The sequence below is a fragment of the Skermanella rosea genome, from assembly GCF_016806835.2.
GTDB classification, from domain to species: domain Bacteria; phylum Pseudomonadota; class Alphaproteobacteria; order Azospirillales; family Azospirillaceae; genus Skermanella; species Skermanella rosea.
In genome coordinates, this window is record NZ_CP086111.1 from 43,846 (window position 1) to 64,983 (window position 21,138).

General features: G+C 68.4%; 16 protein-coding genes. 9 read left to right on the plus strand and 7 right to left on the minus strand.

The genetic code is table 11. From position 1 onward, the window contains the following. Positions 1-216 precede the first annotated feature (216 nt). The 6 genes from JL101_RS00195 to JL101_RS00220 form a co-directional block, all read right to left on the minus strand. Complete coding sequence (locus JL101_RS00195; protein WP_203098672.1) at positions 217-3,348, minus strand: efflux RND transporter permease subunit; 3,132 nt, start codon at positions 3,346-3,348, stop codon at positions 217-219. 13 nt (positions 3,349-3,361) lie between these two features. Beyond that, the gene (locus JL101_RS00200) at positions 3,362-4,777 is read right to left on the minus strand and encodes an efflux RND transporter periplasmic adaptor subunit (protein WP_203098673.1); all 1,416 of its coding nucleotides are present in this window, start codon (positions 4,775-4,777) and stop codon (positions 3,362-3,364) included. A gap of 130 nt (positions 4,778-4,907) precedes the next feature. Continuing rightward, positions 4,908-5,933 (minus strand): TerC family protein, encoded by a 1,026-nt coding sequence (locus tag JL101_RS00205; protein WP_203098674.1) that lies wholly within the window; start codon positions 5,931-5,933, stop codon positions 4,908-4,910. A gap of 190 nt (positions 5,934-6,123) precedes the next feature. Continuing rightward, complete coding sequence (locus tag JL101_RS00210) at positions 6,124-7,995, minus strand: sensor histidine kinase (RefSeq protein WP_203098675.1); 1,872 nt, start codon at positions 7,993-7,995, stop codon at positions 6,124-6,126. Positions 7,996-8,056: 61 nt separating this feature from the next. After that, entirely contained in the window at positions 8,057-9,253 is a 1,197-nt protein-coding gene (locus JL101_RS00215) for a class I SAM-dependent rRNA methyltransferase (protein WP_203098676.1), read from the minus strand. A gap of 50 nt (positions 9,254-9,303) precedes the next feature. Continuing rightward, positions 9,304-9,849: a hypothetical protein gene (locus JL101_RS00220; RefSeq protein WP_203098677.1), complete on the minus strand. Its 546-nt coding sequence runs from the start codon at positions 9,847-9,849 to the stop codon at positions 9,304-9,306. A gap of 244 nt (positions 9,850-10,093) precedes the next feature. On the opposite strand from JL101_RS00220, the gene ccoN reads away from it, so the two are divergent. The 7 genes from ccoN to greA all read left to right on the plus strand — a co-directional run bounded on the left by ccoN (position 10,094) and on the right by greA (position 18,149). Further along, entirely contained in the window at positions 10,094-11,596 is a 1,503-nt protein-coding gene (ccoN, locus tag JL101_RS00225) for a cytochrome-c oxidase, cbb3-type subunit I (protein WP_203098678.1), read from the plus strand. A gap of 12 nt (positions 11,597-11,608) precedes the next feature. Further along, entirely contained in the window at positions 11,609-12,358 is a 750-nt protein-coding gene (gene ccoO, locus JL101_RS00230; RefSeq protein ID WP_203098679.1) for a cytochrome-c oxidase, cbb3-type subunit II, read from the plus strand. A gap of 66 nt (positions 12,359-12,424) precedes the next feature. Next, the gene (locus tag JL101_RS00235; RefSeq protein WP_407696933.1) at positions 12,425-12,532 is read left to right on the plus strand and encodes a cbb3-type cytochrome oxidase subunit 3; all 108 of its coding nucleotides are present in this window, start codon (positions 12,425-12,427) and stop codon (positions 12,530-12,532) included. Between the two features lie 3 nt (positions 12,533-12,535). Further along, complete coding sequence (gene ccoP / locus JL101_RS00240; RefSeq protein ID WP_203098680.1) at positions 12,536-13,411, plus strand: cytochrome-c oxidase, cbb3-type subunit III; 876 nt, start codon at positions 12,536-12,538, stop codon at positions 13,409-13,411. 199 nt (positions 13,412-13,610) lie between these two features. Next, positions 13,611-14,090 carry a hypothetical protein gene (locus tag JL101_RS00245; protein ID WP_203098681.1) on the plus strand — a complete coding sequence of 160 codons (480 nt, stop codon included), beginning with the start codon at positions 13,611-13,613 and terminating at the stop codon, positions 14,088-14,090. 268 nt (positions 14,091-14,358) lie between these two features. Continuing rightward, complete coding sequence (carB, locus tag JL101_RS00250; RefSeq protein ID WP_203098682.1) at positions 14,359-17,604, plus strand: carbamoyl-phosphate synthase large subunit; 3,246 nt, start codon at positions 14,359-14,361, stop codon at positions 17,602-17,604. A 71-nt stretch (positions 17,605-17,675) separates the two neighbouring features. Further along, positions 17,676-18,149 (plus strand): transcription elongation factor GreA, encoded by a 474-nt coding sequence (gene greA / locus JL101_RS00255; RefSeq protein WP_158043374.1) that lies wholly within the window; start codon positions 17,676-17,678, stop codon positions 18,147-18,149. Between the two features lie 123 nt (positions 18,150-18,272). Here greA and JL101_RS00260 read toward each other — a convergent pair whose 3' ends face one another. Next, a complete protein-coding gene (locus tag JL101_RS00260; RefSeq protein ID WP_201076398.1) occupies positions 18,273-18,791 on the minus strand; it encodes an Lrp/AsnC family transcriptional regulator in 519 nt (172 codons plus the stop codon). 155 nt (positions 18,792-18,946) lie between these two features. On the opposite strand from JL101_RS00260, the gene JL101_RS00265 reads away from it, so the two are divergent. Together JL101_RS00265 and trxB are read left to right on the plus strand one after the other, a co-directional pair. Then, positions 18,947-19,939 (plus strand): mitochondrial fission ELM1 family protein, encoded by a 993-nt coding sequence (locus JL101_RS00265; protein ID WP_228435213.1) that lies wholly within the window; start codon positions 18,947-18,949, stop codon positions 19,937-19,939. An 83-nt stretch (positions 19,940-20,022) separates the two neighbouring features. Then, on the plus strand, positions 20,023-21,036 hold the full coding sequence (gene trxB / locus JL101_RS00270) for a thioredoxin-disulfide reductase (protein WP_203098683.1): 1,014 nt from the start codon (positions 20,023-20,025) through the stop codon (positions 21,034-21,036). Positions 21,037-21,138 lie beyond the last annotated feature (102 nt).

Genomic DNA, 21,138 nt, shown 5'->3' on the forward strand with positions numbered 1-21,138 from the left:
TGTCTTCTTGTTCGAAATAAAACTATTTATCAAGTCTGGCGGGCGTCCGAACATGGCGTCTGTTCGCCATGGGAAACCTGTACCTTGTATCATGCATTTCCCTTGGGGAGCCAGTGACATGAACCGGCATTCCCTATCCTGGTCTTCCGGTCCGGGTTCGTGATGGCCGGGCTGTCCTGCCCCTGTCTTGGCCGCCCCTTGCCGCCCTCTTCCGGATCACTCGGCGGCCGCCATCGCCGCGGCCGCCGCCTCGCGGTCTTCCCGGGCGAGCGCGGTCAGGCCGAAATCGTGCAGGATCGCGTAGAGCGACGGGACCACCAGCAGCACCAGGACGGTGGACGCCAGCAGGCCGAACACCAGGCTGACCACCAGCGGCTGGAGCACCTGGGCCTGGAGGCTTCGCTCGGCCAGCAGCGGCAGCAGCCCGGCGATGGTGGTCAGCGAGGTCAGCAGCACCGCGCGGAAGCGCTGGCGGCTGGCGATCCGGGCGGCCGACACGACGTCGCGTCCCTCGCGCGCGCGGAGCTTGACGAACTCGACCAGCAGGATCGAGTCGTTGACCACGATGCCGGCCAGCGAGACGAAGCCGATCATGCTCGGCATGGACACGTCGAAGCCGGCCAGCCAGTGCCCCCAGACCACGCCGATCAGCGCCATCGGGATCGCGACCATGACGATGACCGGCTCGACATAGCTGCGGAACTGCAGGCTCAGCAGCACGAAGATGCCGAACAGGCCGATCATGAATCCGTGCTTGAGGCTTTCGCCGGTCTTGCCCTGCTCGCGTTCCTGGCCCTCCAGCGTGATGTCGATCTCCGGGTAGCGGGCGCTCAGCTCGGGCAGGAAGCGCGCCCGCGTGTCGGCGATCACCTCGTTGGCGTTGGCGATGCGGGTATCGATCTCGCCCCGGACGATCACGGTGCGCCGGCCGTCGATCCGGCCGATCCGGGCATACCCGCGGTCCGGCTCCAGCACCGCGATCGAGCGCAGCGGCGCCTGGCTTCCGTCGGGCAGGGTGACCGGGAAATCCTCCAGGTCGGCCAGCGTGGTCCGGTCGGCGGCTGCCAGCCGGACGTCGACCTCGATCGATTCGCTGCCGACCTGAAGCTCCGCCGCGGTCTGGCCGAAATATGCTGCCCGGAGCTGGGTCGCGAGTGCCGCCGAGTCGAGCCCCTGGCCGAAGATGCCTTCGCGCAGGCGGAGCCCCATCTCGGGCTTGCCGGGGCGCAGGTCGTCGGACAGGTCCTCGACGCCCCGGTAGCGGCCCAGCCAATCCTGGAGTTCCAGGGAGGCCGCCTTCAGCCGGTCCAGGTCGCCGCCGGCCAGCCTGATGTCGATCGGCAGGCCGCCGGGGCCGACCTGCGCCTCCTTGAAGGTCAGGGCCAGCACGTCGGGCAGGGGGCCGATCTCGGCCCGCCACAGGGCGGTGATCTCGTCGATCGTGCCGTCCCGCCGCTCGGCGGTGAGCAGGTCGGCGGAGACCGAGGCGAGGTGCGGCCCGGTCTCGTAGGCGTCCTGGTTCTCGTTGAAGCGCACGGTCACCGCCCGCACCAGGGCGGCGCCGTCGGGCTGGCGCGGGGCGAGATGCGCCGCGACGCGGTCGAGCGCCCCGGTCACCCGGTCCACCACCTCCTCGGTCCGGGCCAGCGGCGTGCCCTGGGGAAGCAGGATGCGCGCCTCCAGCACGTTGCCGTCGATCTGAGGGAAGGCCCGGAACTTGACGGTGCCGCCGGCCAGCATGGCGGCGGACACCAGCACCGCGCAGATCACCAGCCCCAGGGTCAGGTAGCGCCACTCCACCGCCCGGTCCACCAAGCCGCCGAGCAGCCGGTCGCGCACGAAGTCGAACCCGCGGTCGAGCCGGACCCGCACCGCGTTCCGCCGCTCGCCGCCGGGCGGGATGCTCTTCGCCAGATGGTGCGGCAGGATCAGGAAGGCCTCGACGATGCTGACCGTCAGCGCGATGATCAGCACCACCGGCAGGACCGCCATCACCTTGCCGATGTCGCCCTGCATCAGGATCAGCGGCCCGAACACGCAGACCGTGGTCACGTAGGAAGCGAAAACCCCCGACGCGACCTCGCGCGTGCCGTCGATCACCGCCTCCATCGGCGGCAGCCCCGCGGCCAGCTTGGTCGCCACGTTCTCGGCGATCACGATGGCGTCGTCCATCAGCAGGCCCAGCGCGATCAGCAGGCCCACCATGGTGATCATGTTGATCGACAGGCCCATGAACTGCATGGCGAAGACGGTGCCGGCCAGCGCCACCGGCAGGCCCATGGCGACCCAGAAGGAATAGCGCAGGCTGAAGAACAGCCACATGGACAGGAAGACCAGCGCGATCCCCTGGAACGCGTTGCCGGTCAGCATGTCCAGCCGGTCCTGCACGATGGAGGAGACGTCCTGGGTCAGCGCGTAGCCGACGCCGGGAGGGGCGGTGCGCAGCTCCTGCTCGACGAAGCCGCGGACCGCGGCCATGACCCGGAGCGTGTCCTGCTGCTTGGTCTTGGTCACGCGGAGCATGGCGGCGCGCTCGCCGTCGAACAGTGTCTTGGCCTCGTCCAGCTCGAACCGTTCGGTGATCGCCGCGATGGCGCCCAGCCGCACCTCGCCGCCGCCGGTCCCGCCGATCACGACGAGGTCGGTCAACTGGCGCACGGTCCGCCGCTCGTCGGCGAAACGGACGGTCAGGCTGCGCTCCTCCGTCTCCAGGGTGCCGGCCGGCTGGTCCAGGCTCTGGCGGCCGATGATGCCGGCGACGTCGGCGACGCTCAGCCCGTGGGCGCGCAGCGCGCCCTGGTCCAGCTCGACCCGGATCTGGCGCTGGGAGAAGCCGGTCAGCGTCGCTTCCGACACCTCCGGCAGGCGCAGCAGGCGCTCGCGCACGCCCTCGGCGTAGATCTTCAGGTCGGGCACCGACATCGGGCCGGTGATGGCGATCGACACCACCCGGTCGGTCAGGTTGAGCCGCTTGATCACCGGCCGCTCGACCAGGTCGGGGAAGGTGGTGATCGCCTCGACCTCGGCCTTGACGTCCTCCAGGAAGCGGTCGGGGTTGCCGCCCTCGACCATGTCGATGATCGCGGCGGCCAGCCCCTCGCGCGACTCGCAGCGGACCTCGTCCACGCCGCTGACGCCGGCGACCGCGTCCTCGATGCGCTGGCAGACCGCCTCCTCGACCTCCTCCGCGCTGGCGCCGGGGTAGGGGACCTGGATCTGCACCTGGCTGAGGGTGAAGTCGGGGAAGGTCTCCCGCCGCAGCGACGGCGCCGTGACCAGCCCGATCACCAGCAGGAACAGCATCAGCAGGTTGGCGGCGGTCGGGTGGCGGGCGAACCAGGCGATCATGGCGGGTGCCCTGTCAATGCATCGGGGGTGCGGCGGCGGCATCCCGCGCGAGGCCGGACTCGGCGGCCTCGTCGCGGAGCGGCGCCAGCAGCATGCCCTCCACCGCCGGGATCAGGTCGGAGATCACGACGCGCTCGCCGGGCCTCAGTCCTTCCGCCACCGTCACGAAGCCGGCATGGGCGTCGGCGATCCTGACGCGGCGGATCTCCAGCCGGTCGTCGCGGGTAGCGACATGGACATGGTCTCCGGGCTGAAGGGCCGCCCGGGGGATCACCGGCACCGGCGGGCCGGGGGGAGCCTTCAATTCGACCTCGACGAACATGCCCTTGGTCAGCGGCGGCCGGATCCCCGGGATAGCCCGGGCATAGGGCTGGTCCACCACGACCATCACGTCGATCGTGCGCGTCTTGGGATCGACGCCGTCGCCCATGCGGGCGAACCGGGCCGGCCACTCGGCCGACAGGGTGCCGGTTCGCAGCCGGACCACCGCCTCCAGCCCCAGCCTGTCCAGCGGCGGCAGGCCGCGGTCGGGCTCGACCGAGCCGCCGCCGAGCAGGCCGGCGACCAGGGGGCGCAGCCGGTCGAGCGGCACCTGGGCCGCCACCTCGGCCAGCTCGATCCCGTCGGCGCCGGCGAGCTGCGTGCCGGGGGCGGCGTACTGGCCGCGCTCCACCGAGACCTCGTTGATCCGGCCGGCGAAGGGCATGCGGATCTCCGTCCGCTCCAGGGCCAGCCGGGCCTCGGCCAGCTGGGAGTCCTGGAGCGCCGCCGTGGCCCGCAGCTGGTCGCGCTGGCTGGGAATCAGTTCCAGCGAGGTCTGCTGGCCCTGGAGCCGCTGGCGCTGGGCCAGCATCGAGTTGAGCGCCTGGTCGAGCGCCGACTGGCTGCCGGCGCCGGAGGCCTGCAGGTTGCGCTTGCGTTCCACGTCCTGGGTGGTGACCGCCAGCGCCTCCCGCTCGATCGCGACCGCTTGGCGGAGGTTTTCCTCCCGGACGTCCAGTTCCCGGATCTGCGCCTCGACGGAACGCTGCTGCGCCTCCATCCGGGCGATCGCCAGCTCGTAGTCGGCGGGATCGATCCGCACCAGCAAGGCGCCGGCCGGCAGCAGGGCGCCGCGCTTCAGGTCGGGATGGGTCTCGACGACGGTGCCGCCGACCTGGGCGATCGCGGTCCAGACCCGGTCGGGGCGCACCGTGCCGAAGCCGGTGGCGCGCGGGGCCACCGGCAGGGCCGCGACCTCGATCACCCGCGCCGGCCGGGCGGTCTCGGCCCGCTCGACCTGGACGGGTGCCGCCTTGTCGCGGGCGAAGCTGACGAGGACGAAGGCGCCCAGCAGGACGGGCGGGACGATCAGGAGGCGGCGCCACCATGACCTGCCCGTCGCCCCGGTTGCGGGGACCCGGCTTTCCCCGGGCCGGCTGGCGGACATGGCGGATTTCCTCGGAACAATTGTTTCAGGTTGCGCTAATATACCCGAACGGGATCATCGGCGCTCACCTGAAAATGTCGCAGGGCCGCCCCTTTGCCAAGGGCGGCCCCGGACATGCGTCACAGAGACGTCAGCGGGTGGTGGCGGGCACCTCCTCCGCCTTGGGATCGCTTCCGCCGCCGTTGCCGCCGCGGGTCATGACCAGGGACACGATCACGCCGGCGGCGAGCAGGCCGAAGGTGACAGACAGCGAGATGACCGGGTCGAGCTTGCCGTAGAACTGGTTGTAGAAGATCTTGCCGCCGATGAAGATCAGCACCATCGACAGCGCGTATTTGAGGTAATGGAACCGGTGGACCATCGCCGCCAGCGCGAAGTAGAGCGCCCGCAGGCCCAGGATCGCGAAGATGTTGCTGGTATAGACGATGAACGGGTCGGTCGTGATCGCGAAGATGGCGGGCACGCTGTCCACCGCGAAGACCAGGTCGGCGAACTCGATCAGCACCAGCGCCAGGAACAGCGGGGTCACGAACCGCACCATCCTGCCCGATCCTTTCGGGTCCGGAAGCTTCACGAAGAACTTCTCGCCGTGGAGGCGGTCGGTCACGTTGAGCCGCTTGCGCAGGAACTTCAGGATCGGGTTCTTCTCGATGTCCGGCATGTTGTCGGACACCAGCAGCATCTTGATGCCGGTGACCAGCAGGAAGGCGCCGAAGATGAAAAGGATCCAGTCGAACTCGGTGACCAGGGCGGCACCCAGGCCGATCATGATGCCGCGCAGGACGATCACGCCCAGGATGCCCCAGACCAGCACCCGGTGCTGGTAGAGCCGGGGAACGGCGAAATAGCTGAAGATCAGCGATATGACGAACACGTTGTCCATCGCCAGGCTCTTCTCGACGAAGAAGCCGGTGAAGTACTGCATGCCCGGTTCGGGACCGAAATACCACCAGACCCAGGTGCCGAACAGGCAGCCCATGGCGATGTAGCCGGCGCTGAGCCAGAGGCTCTCGCCGATGCCGATTTCATGCGTCTTGCGGTGGAGAACGCCGAGGTCGAAGGCCAGGAGGGCGATGACGATGGCGATGAAGGTGAACCAGATCCAGGCGGGCTTGCCGAGGAAGTCCGCCGAAAGGACGGCGAGAAGGGCGTCCATGTGCCGAATGACCCGTTACGCTGCTGCGTCGGCTGTTGCTGACGAAGGTCCGACATCACGGCCGACGCCTCGGCCGCCAGCGGGGCCCGGACCCATACGCTTTGGCTTAGCCGAGATGGCCCCGGGAGCCCATCGGCACAAGCCCCCGGGAATCGAAAAACGGCAAAATGAAGGACAATAGCGACGGGAATCAGGCGGGCGGCGGACCCGGGTCGGGCGGCGGCGCGGGCCGCAATGCCACGGTGAAGACGGCGCCCCCCTGTTCGTGGTTGGCGGCTGTGATCCGGCCGCCGAAGTCCTGGACGATGCCGTAGCTGATCGACAGGCCGAGCCCCAGCCCCACCCCGACCTCCTTCGTGGTGAAGAACGGGTCGAACAGCCGGGGCAGGTCGTCCTCCGGGATGCCGGGGCCGGTGTCGCGCACCTTCAGCAGCACGTGGCCGTCCTCCCGCTCCAGGCTGACGGCGACGAGCCGGCGGTTGCGGGCGGACACCGCGTCCAGCGCGTTGCGCAGCAGGTTGACGACCACCTGCTCCAGCCGGGCCTCGTCGGCCAGCACCATCGGGAGCGGCCCCCGCGAGGCCTCGTCCGGCAGTTCGAGCACCATGTCGGCGCCCAGCGCGGCGGCCTGGGCGCCCAGCAGCGCCATGGACCGCTCGACCGCGAGGCGTGGCGGGACGGGACCGAGCATGCCGGACGACTTGCGGGCGAAGGTCTTGAGCTGCCGGGTGATGGTGGCCACCCGCTCGGTCAGGCCGGTGATCTCCAGCAGGTTGCCGCGCACCAGGTCCAGGCGCCCGCGGTCGAGCAGCAGCGCGGCATTCTCGGCGTAGGACCGGATCGCGGAGATCGGCTGGTTCACCTCGTGGACGATCCCCGCGGCCATCTGGCCGAGCGCCGCCAGCTTCGCCGCCTGGATCAGGTCCTCCTGGGCTCGGCGCGCCGCCTGCTCCGCCCGTTCGCGCTCCGCGATCTCCGCCGTCAGGCGCAGGTTGGTGGAACTCAGCTCGGCGGTCCGCTCGGTGACCCGGTGCTCCAGCATCAGCTGGGCGCGCCGCTGATATTCCAGCCGCTCCGCCAGGGCCAGGCGGCGCTGGAGAACCACCAGCCCGGCCGCCAGCAGCAGGAGCGTCGCGATGCCGGCGCTGAGACCGGCCGACCAGGCGCGGGCGTCGGCCGGCCTGCTGTCGAGCGCCACATGGACCTTCCAGTCCGTGTCCGGGACCGGTCCATGGTGGACCAGCGCGCTGTCCAGCGGGGGCAGGGGCTCCAGGCCGGTGCCCTCGTACTGCTGGCTGGCCTCGAACTCCCGCCTTGCGTCCGGGGTCAGCGGCGCCAGGGTGCGGAAGCGCCAGTCCGGGACGTTGGTGATGAAGACGACGCCGTGCCGGTCGGTGACGAAGACCCGTTCGCCGGCCATGTCGTGCCAGGTCGCCTCCAGCGGTTCCATGGCGACCTTGGCGACCACCACGCCGACCGTGTGGTGCTCCGCCCAGACGGGGGCCCAGACCGGGTAGGCGATATAGTAGCCGGGCTTCTGCGAGGTCGTTCCCATCGCGAAATAACGCCCGACGCGCCCCGCCAGCGCCTCCCGGAAATAGGGCCGGAAGGCGAAGTTGCGGCCGATGAAGCTGGTCTCCTCGGTCCAGTTGCTCGACGCCAGGGTGGTGCCGTCGCGCGCCATGACGTAGAGCGCCGACAGCGACGCCCCGGCGTTCAGCGCCGCCAGCTTGCGGTCGACCCGGTCGACCAGGGCGACGTCGCGCGGCGAGGCGAGCAGGGCCGCGACGTCGGGGTCCCAGGCCAGCGTCAGCGGCAGGACCCGGTACTTCTCGATCTCGGCGGTCAGGGTGGCGGTGTAGAGCGACAGCCGCGCCTGCGCGGTCTCGGCCAGTTCCTCCAGCGCCTCCCCCCGCGCCCACTCCGCCGCGAACCAGGAAGCGGGCGGCACCAGCGCGCAGGCCGCCAGGGCCAAGGCCGCCGCGAGCCCCCGGAAGCCGCGCGGGAGGGCTCCCGGCCATGCCGGGCGCCACGCGGCCCATTGCTTGATCGACCTGGTCAAGGCGTTCAGCCTTTCTTGTTCCGCGGGCGGAAGGACCGCCGGCGCCGGCCCGGTCCCGGCATCAGTCCAGTTGCAGCACCTGCGCCTTCAGGTAGGCGGTCTCCGGCAGGTGCGGATGCACCGGGTGGTCGGGCGCGGCGCCGCCGGTCCGCAGGATCCGTCCCGAGCGCCGGGCGTCGCCCAGGCCCCGGGAGACCTGCTCGGCGAACAGCGGCACGTCCACATTGTGGCTGCACGAGGCGACCAGCAGGAAGCCGCCCGGCGCGGTGATCGAGGCGGCCAGCCGGGTCATCTTGCGATAGGCCCGGGTCCCGGCCTGCAGGTCCTTCTTCGATTTCACGAAGGCCGGCGGGTCGGCGATCACCACGCCGAACCGCTCGCCGGCGGCCGCCAGCCGCTCCAGCTCCTCGAAGGCGTCGGCCCGGCGGAACTCGCACAGGCCGGCGACCCCGTTGGCCTCCGCGGCGCGGGCGCCGTTGGCGAGCGCTGCTTCCGACCGGTCCACCGCGACGACCGAGGCGGCCCCGGCCTTGGCGCACTGGACCGCGAAGCCGCCGTTGTAGCTGTAGAAGTCGATCACCCGTGCGCCGCGCGCCAGCGCCGCGATCGCCGCCCGGTTGTCGCGCTGGTCGTAGAACCAGCCGGTCTTCTGCCCGGCGCTCGGATCGGCGAAGAAGGTGCTGCCGTTCTCCTCCAGCCGGATCGGGCCGTCCAGCGCCCCCTTGGCGACCCTGACCTCGCCGCCCAGGCCTTCCAGCCCGCGCGCCGGGCTGTCGTTGCGCAGGACCACCGCGGCGGGGGACAGCACCTCGTCCAGCGCCTCCAGCAGGGCGGGCGTCAACCGGTCCATCCCGGCGGAATTCGCCTGGACGACCACGGTGTCGCCGAAGCGGTCGACCACCAGGGCCGGCAGCCCGTCGGCCTCGGCATGGACCAGCCGGTAGAACGGCCGGCCGTAGAGCCGTTCGCGCAGGTCGAGCGCCCGGCGCAGCCGCTCCGCAAGGAAACCGCGGTCGACCTGCGCCTCCGGGTCGCGCGACAGCATCCGCGTGCAGATCAGCGTGTGCGGGTTGAAGGTGGCGGCGCCCAGCGGCGCGCCGTCGTGGGTGACCACCCGGACGACGCTGCCCGGCGGGATCGCCTTGGCCGTGTTGTCCATGTGGATCTCGTTGGAATAGACCCAGGGATGGCCGTGCTGGACCCGCTTGTGCCGGCTCGGCTGCAGGCGGATGGTCGGTCGGGGGGCAATGTCGCTCATGGCCCGCAGTCTAGCGGCTGCCGGCGCCCTGGCAACAGCGAGAGGCACCCCTACTGGTCGTTGGCCACGTCCAGCGCCACGGGCGCCATGTCGATCATCAGCTTGCACAGCCTCAGGGTCTCGACGGCGTGGCCGGCTTCCCGGAAGCTGTTCAGCAGCCAGTTGCAGTATTCCGGCAGGCTCGAATAGTCGTCCGGCAGGTTGGTGTGGATCGCGGTGCAGCCGAGGTCGTCGGCGACCCTGTCCATCGCGCCGAGCAGCGCGTCGGCGGCGCCCGCCAGGTCGAACAGGTCGAGCACGATGAAGTTCTCGACCGCCAGCACCCGGCCGTGCCGCAGGTGGTTCTCCACCGCGTAGCTGAACAGGCCGTGGATGTAGCCGCGGGCGTTCTGCACGGTCATGATTCCCCGGGAGCGTGTCCGGTTCTTCCCCGAGGGGGGATGGCCGCCGGTTTCAAGCTCCGGAACCGCCAGGACGGCTGCGGCAAAATCGCGCCATCGCTCGACGTCGAGATCGGGTGCGATCGTCTGCACCACCGGGAAAGCCTGGTCGATCTGACGGCGGGCTAAGGGTTTCGCAACATAAGTGTCGTGCATGGGCGTCTCGACCACGGGTGCTGGCGTGACGATGGCAGCCCCCGAGCCCGCGGGTCCTTGACGTAGATCAATGTTGCCGGCCAGCGGCATCCCCATAGTCCCCACCCGTCAAAGGGATTTGCGTACGTGCCGCGTGCCGTCGCGGCGGTGCGGACCCGGCACGATGGAATCAAGAGCAACCTTACGGTGGCGAGGAACGACCGGCCCCGGCCGGCCCGGCTTCGCCAGACGGGAGATATAGGTAATGACAGCAGCGACCCTGTCCCACGGTTCGTCCGTGGGAGGCGAGCGGGCAGGTGAGGAGACCGTCTCGTACAACGAGGCTGTCATCCGCCTGTTCGTCATCGCCACTGTTTTCTGGGGCGTGATCGGCTTTATCGCCGGCATCTTCATCGCCCTGCAACTGGCGTTCCCGGCCTTCAACCTGGGCCTGGAATGGACCAGCTTCGGCCGCCTGCGGCCGCTGCACACCTCGGCGGTGATCTTCGCCTTCGGCGGCAACGCCCTGTTCGCCACCTCGCTGTACGTCGTCCAGCGCACCTGCCGGGCTCCGCTCTGGGGCGGGCCGGCGATCGCCAATTTCCTGTTCGTGGGCTACCAGCTCTTCATCGTGCTGGCGGCGTCGGGCTACGTGCTGGGCATCACCCAGGGCAAGGAATACGCCGAGCCGGAATGGTACGTGGACCTGTGGCTGACGGTCGTCTGGGTGGTCTACCTGCTGACCTTCGTCGGCACGATCATGCAGCGGCGCGAACCCCACATCTACGTGGCCAACTGGTTCTACCTGGCGTTCATCGTGACCATCGCGATGCTCCACTTGGTCAACAACCTGAACGTCCCGGTCTCGTTCTTCGGCACCGCCAGCTACCCGCTGTTCGCGGGCGTGCAGGGCGCGCTGGTCCAGTGGTGGTACGGCCACAACGCGGTGGGCTTCTTCCTGACCGCCGGCTTCCTGGGCATGATGTACTACTTCATCCCCAAGCAGGCCGGCCGGCCGGTCTATTCCTACCGGCTGTCGATCATCCATTTCTGGTCGCTGATCTTCCTCTACATCTGGGCCGGCCCGCACCACCTGCACTACACGGCCCTGCCGGAATGGGCGCAGACGCTGGGCATGACCTTCTCCGTCATGCTGTGGATGCCGTCCTGGGGCGGCATGATCAACGGCATCATGACCCTGTCCGGCGCCTGGGACAAGCTGCGCACCGACCCGGTGCTGCGCTTCCTGGTCACCTCCGTCGCGTTCTACGGCATGAGCACCTTCGAAGGCCCGGTCATGTCGATCAAGGCGGTCAACGCCCTGTCGCACTACACCGACTGGACCGTCGGCCACGTCCACTCCGGTGCGCTCGGCTGGGTCGCCTTCGTCAGCTTCGGCGCGGTGTACTACCTGGTTCCCCAGCTCTGGAAGGCCCAGCGGCTCTACTCGCTGCGGCTGGTCAGCTATCACTTCTGGACCGCCACCATCGGCATCGTCCTCTACATCACCGCGATGTGGATCTCGGGCATCATGCAGGGCCTGATGTGGCGCGCCTACGACAACCTCGGCTTCCTGCAGTACTCGTTCGTCGAGACCGTGGCGGCCATGCATCCCTTCTACGTGATCCGCGCCATGGGCGGCGTGCTGTTCCTGATCGGCGCCCTGATCATGGTCTACAACCTGTGGCGGACGACCAAGGGCGACATCCGGGTCGAGAAGCCCTACGTCACCGCTCCGACGCGCAAGTTCGCGCCGGCCGCCGAGTAAGGACCCAGCACGATGGCTAGCACCGACAAGAAGTCCGGCTTTTTCAATCACGGGCTGATCGAAAAGAACGTCACCCTGATGATGGTCCTGATCCTGCTCACCGTCTCCATCGGCGGCCTGGTCGAGATCGTCCCCCTGTTCACCATCGAGACCACGATCGAGAAGGTGGAGGGGGTCCGCCCCTACACCCCGCTCGAGCAGATGGGCCGCAACATCTATATCCGCGAAGGCTGCTACAACTGCCATAGCCAGCAGGTCCGTCCGTTCCGCGACGAGGCCGAGCGCTATGGCCACTACAGCCTGGCGGCCGAGAGCATGTACGACCATCCGTTCCAGTGGAGCTCGAAGCGCACCGGCCCGGACCTCGCCCGGGTCGGCGGCAAATACTCCAACCAGTGGCAGGTCGCCCATCTGGTAGATCCGCGCGCCGTCGTGCCGGAATCGATCATGCCGGGCTACGCCTTCCTCCTGGACCGCCCGCTGAAGTACGGCGACGTCAAGGAGCACCTGAAGACCCTGAGCATCGTCGGGGTGCCCTACACCGCCGAGCAGATCGACGTCGCCGCCAAGGACCTGGAGGTCCAGCAGCGTCCCGACGGCGAGACCGACGGCCTCCTGGCCCGCTATCCCAAGGCTGTCGTCGCCGATTTCGACGGCAACCCGAAGGTCGTGACCGAGATGGATGCGCTGGTCGCCTACCTCCAGATGCTCGGTACGCTGGTCGACTTCACGAAGTATCAGCCGGCCGATCTCAAGCAATAGTTGGTGGAACCAGTGGATCTGAACGCAATCGCGTCATTTTTGCGCTCCTTCTGGACGGTTTGGTTGATGCTGCTGTTCGTCGGCGTCCTGTTCTGGGCCTTGCGGCCCAAGAACAAGTCGAAGTTCGACGAGGCCAGCCGCATCCCGTTCAAGGATGAAGGCCAGGAGAAATAGGTCATGCCGACCAAGGTTGAAAAGGACTCCCTGTCGGGGGTCGACACCACCGGCCACGAGTGGGACGGTATCCAGGAACTGAACAACCCGCTGCCGAAGTGGTGGCTCTACGTCTTCTATGTCTGCGTCGCCTTCTCGGTGGTGTACTGGATCCTGTACCCGGCGATCCCGCTGGGCAAGACCTACACCGCCGGAATCCTGGGCTACAGCCAGCGCGAGACGGTCGTCGCCGACCTGGCGAGGGCCCGCGAAGCCCAGGGCGCCTTCCGCTCGAAGATCGAGACGTCCTCGTTCGACGAGATCCTGGGCAACCAGGACCTGCTGGCCTTCGCCACGGCCGGCGGGCGCACGGCCTTCGCCGACAACTGCGCGGCCTGCCACGCGGCCGGCGGCGCCGGTGCCAAGGGCTACCCGACGCTGGCCGACGACGACTGGCTGTGGGGCGGCAAGGCGGACGACATCCACACCACCCTGCTGCACGGCATCCGGTCGACCAACGACGAGGACACCCGCATCTCGGAGATGCCGAAGTTCGGCGTCGACCAGCTGCTGACCCGCCCGCAGATCGACGACACGGCCGAGTACGTCCTGTCGCTGACCGGACGGGAGACGGACAAGGCCGCAGCCGGCCGCGGCGCCGCGGTGTACGCGGAGAACTGCGCCTCCTGCCACGGCGAGAAGGGCGAGGGGATGCGGGAAGTCGGGGCTCCCCGGCTGAACGACAACATCTGGCTCTATGGCGGCGACAAGAAGACCGTCGTCGAGACGATCACCTATGCCCGCGCCGGCGTCATGCCGGCCTGGAGCAGCCGTCTGGACCCGGTCACGATCAAGCAACTCGCGGTCTACGTCCACAGCCTGGGCGGCGGCGAGAAGTAAGAGGCTCCTCCCGCAAGGGTCGGCACCTGGGCAACGCCGGGGAAGTCCGCTTCCCCGGCGTTCGCTTTTCCGCAGCCGCGATCGCGGCTGCCCACCGCGAACCATTTCTTCATTCCATCCGTGTTAATCCGTGGATATCCGTGTCCATCCCTGATCCTGCCGCATCCGTCCGGCAGGAGCCGCACCGGGTATCCCGACGATGCGCCGCCTGTATTTCCTGATACCCGCATTCCTGTTTGCGCTGTTGCCTGGGCCGTCCCGGGCTGAGCAGCAGAGCCTCGACCGCACCGCGCCGCCGCACTTCGAGGCGTTCCCGGTCTCCCCCTGGCCGCCGGACTGGCTGTACCCGTTTCGCGCCACCCCGATCCGGCCGGAGCGGATCGTCTACCGCCTCAAGGGCAGCGTCCGCCAGGTGGCCAAGGTCGATCCCGTCCTGTCCAAGGCCTGCCGCCGGGGCGCCTTCGTCCAGCGGCTCAACTGGATCTTCCGGGTGCAGTCGGCCGACGACCGGCCCTACGGCATCGGCTGGGGATCCGGCGTCAACCTGCACGATCCGGAAAAGCGCAGCACGCTCGACAAGGTCTACCTGTTCGACCGCCAGGATACCGGGCTGTGCGCCGTCTGGGTCGCGCCGCTGGAGACCCTGCGCCGCTATCTCGATCCCAGCCCCGCCCGCTGAGCCGCCGCGCCGAGCGCGATGCTCACACGCGCAAAGCTCGATGCCCAGACTCGCAAAGCTCGATGCCCCGACGCGTGCGCCTGGGGCAATCCTGCAATCACCGGGCAACGTCGCGCTTCCCGCAGGGGGCTTGAGCCTCTATATAGGGGCGGGCCGTCACTCCGGGATCTTCAGCGGTCGGATCGGCGTGCCAGTCATTCGAACCTTCTCCCTGTTCTTCCGGGGAGGGGATTTTTGTTGCGCCTGAAGTTACCAGAGCCCGAGCGCCATGCCAAAACGTACCGATATCAAGTCCATCGCCATCATCGGCGCCGGCCCCATCGTCATCGGCCAGGCTTGCGAGTTCGACTATTCCGGCGTCCAGGCCTGCAAGGCCCTGCGCGCCGAAGGGTACCGGGTCATCCTGGTGAACTCCAACCCGGCCACCATCATGACCGACCCCAACCTGGCCGACGCGACCTATATCGAGCCGATCACGCCGGCCACGGTCGCCAAGATCCTGGAAAAGGAACGGCCGGACGCGCTGCTGCCGACCATGGGCGGCCAGACCGCGCTGAACACCGCGATAGCCTTGGACGACGACGGCACGCTGGCGCGCCTGGGCATCGAGATGATCGGCGCAAACAAGCAGGTGATCGCCAAGGCCGAGGACCGGTTGCTGTTCCGTGACGCCATGGACAAGATCGGCCTGGAGAGCCCGCGCAGCCGCATGGTCCGCTCCTTCGACGAGGCGCTGGAAGCGCTGGCCGAGACCGGCCTGCCCGCGATCATCCGCCCCAGCTTCACGCTGGCCGGCACCGGCGGCGGCATCGCCTACAACAGGGCAGAGTTCGAGGAGATCGTGCGCGGCGGCCTGCGCGCGTCGCCCACTCGCGAGGTGCTGATCGAGGAGTCGGTGCTGGGCTGGAAGGAATACGAGATGGAGGTCGTGCGCGACGGCGCCGACAACTGCATCATCGTCTGCGCCATCGAGAACATCGATCCGATGGGCGTCCATACCGGCGACAGCATCACCGTGGCCCCGGCGCTGACGCTGACCGACAAGGAATACCAGATCATGCGCAACGCCTCGATCGCGGTGCTGCGCGAGATCGGGGTCGATACCGGCGGGTCGAACGTGCAGTTCGCCGTCAACCCGGCCAACGGCCGCATGGTCGTGATCGAGATGAACCCGCGCGTCAGCCGCTCCTCCGCGCTGGCGTCCAAGGCGACCGGCTTTCCGATCGCCAAGGTCGCCGCCAAGCTGGCGGTGGGATACCGGCTGGACGAGCTGGACAACGACATCACCGGCGTCACGCCCGCCTCGTTCGAGCCGACGATCGACTATGTCGTCACCAAGATGCCGCGCTTCACCTTCGAGAAGTTCCCCGGCACCGAGCCTCTGCTGACCACCTCCATGAAGTCGGTCGGCGAGGCCATGTCGATCGGCCGCACCTTCGCCGAGTCGGTGCAGAAGGCGCTGCGGTCGATGGAGACCGGCCTGACCGGCTTCAACGAGGTGCTGATCGGCGACGGCAACCCCGATCCGCTGACCGTCCGGGCGGCGCTGAGCCGCCCGACGCCGGACCGGCTGCTGGTTATCGCCCAGGCGTTCCGGCATGGCCTGAGCGTGGACGAGGTCCAGGCCGCCTGCAAGTACGACCCCTGGTTCCTGGAGCAGATCCAGGCGATCGTCGCGGCCGAGACCGCCGTCCGCACCGGCGGCCTGCCCGCCGACCGGCAGGGCTGGCTGCGCCTCAAGCAGGCCGGCTTCAGCGATGCCCGGCTGGCCGAGCTGGCCGGCACCGCCGAGGCGGAGGTCGCCGCGGCGCGGCGCGCGCAGGGCGTCACGCCGGTCTACAAGCGGATCGACACCTGTGCCGCGGAGTTCGCCTCCCAGACGCCCTACATGTACTCGACATACGAGGCCGACGGCTTCGGCGGCGCCGAGTGCGAGGCCGAGCCGTCCGACCGCAAGAAGGTGGTCATCCTGGGCGGCGGTCCCAACCGCATCGGCCAAGGCATCGAGTTCGACTATTGCTGCGTCCACGCCGCCTATGCGCTGGACGAGGCCGGGTACGAGACCATCATGGTCAACTGCAACCCGGAGACCGTCTCGACCGACTACGATACCTCCGACCGGCTCTATTTCGAGCCGCTGACCGCCGAGGACGTGGTCGAGCTGGTCCGGGTCGAGCAGAGCCGGGGCGAGGTGCTGGGCGTGATCGTCCAGTTCGGCGGCCAGACGCCGCTGAAGCTGGCGCGCGACCTGGAGGCCGCCGGCATCCCGATCCTGGGCACCTCGCCCGACGCGATCGACCTGGCGGAGGACCGCGAGCGGTTCCAGCAGCTGCTGCACAGGTTGGGCCTGCACCAGCCGGCCAACGGCCTCGCCCGCTCCCTGGAGGAGGCCGAGGAGGTGGCGTCGCGGATCGGCTTCCCCGTGGTGATCCGGCCCAGCTACGTGCTGGGCGGCCGCGCCATGGAGATCGTCCACGACATGGCGGGCCTGAAGCGCTACATGGGCTCCGCCGTCAAGGTGTCGGGCAAGAACCCGGTGCTGATCGACAGCTACCTGCAGGACGCCATCGAGGTGGACGTGGACGCCGTCCGCGACGGCACCCGGGTCTATGTCGCCGGCATCATGGAGCATATCGAGGAGGCCGGCATCCATTCCGGCGACAGCGCCTGCGCGCTGCCGCCCTATTCGCTGCCGTCCGACGTGGTCGCCGACATCTCCCGGCAGGCCGGCATGCTGGCAGAGGCGCTGGACGTGATCGGGCTGATGAACGTGCAGTTCGCGGTCAAGGGCACCCAGGTATATATCCTGGAGGTCAATCCGCGGGCGAGCCGCACGGTGCCCTTCGTCGCCAAGGCGACCGGCACGCCGATCGCCAAGATCGCGGCGCGGGTCATGGCCGGCGAGAAGCTGGACGCGTTCGACCTGAAGGGCCCGACACCGCCGCACACCGCGGTGAAGGAGGCGGTCTTCCCGTTCGCCCGCTTCCCCAACGTGGACATCATCCTGGGGCCGGAGATGAAGTCGACCGGCGAGGTCATGGGGCTGGACAAGGATTTCAGCCGCGCCTTCGCGAAGGCCCAGTCTGGCGCCGGAGTCGTCCTGCCCCTGTCGGGCGGGGTCTTCATCTCGGTCAAGGACCACGACAAGGCGGCCATGGTGCCGATCGCGGCCAAGCTCCGCGATATGGGCTTCTCGCTGCTCGCCACGGCGGGCACCGCGAAGGCGTTCGGCGAGGCCGGGATCCCGGTCACCCGGGTCAACAAGGTGCTCGAAGGGCAACCGCACATCGTCGATGCGATGATCAACGGCGATGTACAGTTGGTTTTCAACACGACCGACGGCGCCCAGGCCATGTCCGACAGCTTCAGCTTGCGCCGGACCGCACTCGTCAATAACATTCCCTATTACACGACCGTCGCGGGGGCGCGGGCTGCCGTCGAGGCTATCTCGGCGCTTCGGAGTGGTAGCCTTGACGTGGCACCGCTCCAGTCCTACCTGAGCGGGTCGTACTAAGGGGATCGAGGCTCCCGGCGCGGCTGATCTGGCCGCGCCGCAGTCTTCTTCAGCGTCGAGTGGACCGGGAAATGGAAAAAGTTCCAATGACGGCGGCGGGCTACAACCGCCTCCAAGAGGAGTTAAGGCACCTGAAAACGATCGAGCGGCCGGCGGTCATCAAGGCCATCGCGGAAGCGCGGGAACACGGCGATCTTTCCGAGAACGCCGAGTACCATGCGGCGCGCGAGCGGCAGAGCTTCATCGAAGGACGGGTGCTCGAACTGGAGGACAAGATCAGCCGAGCGGAGGTGATCGACGTCTCGAAGCTTTCGGGTGACGCGGTCAAGTTCGGCGCGACGATCACGGTCGCCGACGAGGATACCGACGAGGAGACCACGTACCAGATCGTGGGTCAGGACGAGAGCGACATCAAGCAGGGCCTGCTGTCGGTCAGCTCCCCGCTGGCGCGGGCGCTGATCAACAAGACCGTGGGCGACATGGTCGAGGTCCCGACCCCCGGCGGTTCGAAAAGCTACGAGGTCGTGAAGGTCGAGTTCCGCTGAGGCGCCTCGACGCTTGACGCTCGACTGCCACTATAAGGACTGCCATGAAAAATGCGGGCGAAAGCCCGCATTTTCTTTTCCGGCATCTTCTTTTCCGGGGTCCCGGAAGGCGGGGCTTCAGCCCTATTCCTCCTCTTCCAGCTCCTCCTCGTCCGGCAGGTCGCCGATCTCGGTGTCGATGGGAACGCCGGGCAGGGCCTTGGAGGTGCGGATCGCCAGCGCCGACTTGACGTGGCTGACGTTGGGAGCGCTGGTCAGCTTGGTGGTGAGGAAGCGCTGGTACGAGTCCCAGTCCTCCGCCACGATCTTCAGCAGGAAATCCGTCTCGCCCGCGAGCATGTTGCACTCGCGCACCAGCGGCCAGCTATTGACCAGCTCCTCGAATTTCTTTAGGTCCGCTTCGGCTTGGCTGGTCAGCCCCACATGGGCGAAGACGGTCACGCCGTAACCGAGGGCTTCGGGGTTGATGTCGGCATGGTAGCCACGAATGAATCCGGCCTCTTCCAGGGCGCGGACGCGCCGAAGGCAGGGCGGCGCCGAGATGCCCGCGCGCCGCGCGAGCTCGACGTTGGTCATGCGACCGTCGGCTTGAAGGTCGCGCAGGATGCGCCGGTCAATCCGGTCGAGTTTGACTCGCCGCATGGTCTTCTCTTGTAGCCCCTCGGGATGAATTGGAAAGGATATTACACAGAGCACTGGTTTACGCCAAGACAGAGCCGTCTTACAAGTGCGAAACTTTATAATAGGCGGATTGTGCTATCGACGCCCCCGGTCAGCAACCACGAAGGCCCGTGATCGTGCAAAATCTCACCTGCTGGGTCGTCACCGACGGCAAGGCCGGCATGGAAAACCAGTGCATCGGACTGGCCGAGGCGGTGGGACTCCCGCCCATCGTCAAGCGCGTGACCCTGCGCAGCCCCTGGCGCCAGCTCAGCCCGTTCTTCCGGCTGGGGCCGAGGCATTCGACCGCGCCCGGCAGCGACGCGCTGGAGCCGCCGTGGCCCGACCTGCTGATCACGTCGGGCCGCGCCAGCGTCACGCCGGCCCTGGGCGTGCGCCGGGCCAGCCGGGGCAAGACCTTCGCGGTCCATATCCAGGATCCCCAGATCCCGCCCCGCCTGCTCGACCTGGTGGTGGTGCCGCAGCACGACAAGCTGCGCGGCCCCAACGTGATCACCACGCGCGGCGCGCTCCACATGATCACGCCGGCGAAGCTGGCCGACGCGGCGGCCCGGATGGGGCCGGCCTACGGGCACCTGCCCCATCCGCGCATCGCGGTGCTGATCGGCGGGACCAACAAGCTGTTCCGCATGACCCCGGTGATCATGGGCGACGTGGCGGAGAAGCTGGCCAACCTGGCCAAGCGCCACGGCGCCGGGCTGCTGGTGACGCCGTCGCGCCGGACCGGCGCCGACAACGAGGCGATCCTGCGCGCCCGCATGGCCGACGTGCCGTCGGTCGTCTGGGACGGGCAGGGCGAGAACCCCTATTTCGCGTTCCTGGCGCTGGCCGACGTGATCGTCGTGACCAGCGACAGCGTGTCCATGGTGTCGGAGGCCTGCTCGACCGGCAAGCCGGTCTACATCATCGAGCTGGACGGCGGCTCGCCCAAGTTCCAGACCTTCCACCAGGCCCTGAAGGATGCCGGCATCATCCGGACCTTCACCGGCGAGCTGGACCACTGGACCTACAGGCCGCTCGACGACACCGCTGCGGTGGGCGCCGAGATCCGCCGCCGGATCGAGGCGCGGACCGGCCAGCGGATCGAACCGCCGCAGCCCGCCGGTTGACGCTGAAGCGGCGCCGGCCCATGTTCACACCGATCATGTTCAGCCGGATACAGCGAACCCATTCCAGCCGAGGCCAGCAGCCTATGCCCGCTCACCATCATTCCAAGGTCCTGATCATCGGCGCCGGCCCGGCCGGCTACACCGCCGCGATCTATGCCGCCCGCGCCAACCTGAAGCCGATCCTGGTGCAGGGGCTCCAGCCGGGCGGCCAGCTGACGATCACGACCGACGTGGAGAACTATCCCGGGTTCGCCGACGTCATCCAGGGACCCTGGCTGATGGAACAGATGCAGCGCCAAGCCGAGCATGTCGGGACCGAGATGTTCTTCGACGTGATCACCGAGGTCGACTTCACCCAGCGCCCGTTCCGGGCCAAGGCCGACAGCGGCGACCTTTTCACCGGCGACACCGTGATCATCGCGACCGGCGCCCAGGCGCGCTGGCTGGGGCTGGAAAGCGAGCGCACCTTCGCCGGCGCCGGCGTGTCCGCCTGCGCCACCTGCGACGGCTTCTTCTTCCGCGGCAAGGAGATAGCGCTGGTCGGCGGCGGCAACACCGCGGTCGAGGAGGCGCTGTACCTGACCAACCACGCGTCCAAGGTCACCGTGATCCACCGCCGCGACGCGTTCCGCGCGGAGAAGATCATGCAGGAGCGGCTGTTCCGCAATCCCAAGATCCAGGTGGTCTGGGACACCGTGGTGGACGAGATCCTGGGCGAGGGCGGCGACGACGCGCCCAAGGCGGTGACCGGGCTGAGACTGCGCAACGTCAAGACCGGCGACGTCTCGACCCTGCCGGTCGAGGGCGTGTTCATCGCGATCGGCCATGATCCCGCGACCAAGGTCTTCCAGGGCAAGGTCAATACCGATCCGGAAGGCTATATCCTGACCGCCCCCGACTCGACCGCCACCAACGTGCCCGGCGTGTTCGCCGCCGGCGACGTGAAGGACAAGGTCTACCGCCAGGCGGTCACCGCGGCCGGCATGGGCTGCATGGCGGCGCTGGAGGCGGAGAAGTTCCTGGCCCAGTTCGAGGGATCGCCCGAGGAGGCGCTCCGCGAGGCGACGACCACGCAGATGATCGGCGCCTGGGACTGAGTCCCCCTCCAAGGTAGCCGCCGCCTGGAAACGCCCTCCGAATCCGGCATTTTTGCGGTGGCTGCCCGTTATTCGTGCTCTTTCGATCCTAACGACCGTGGC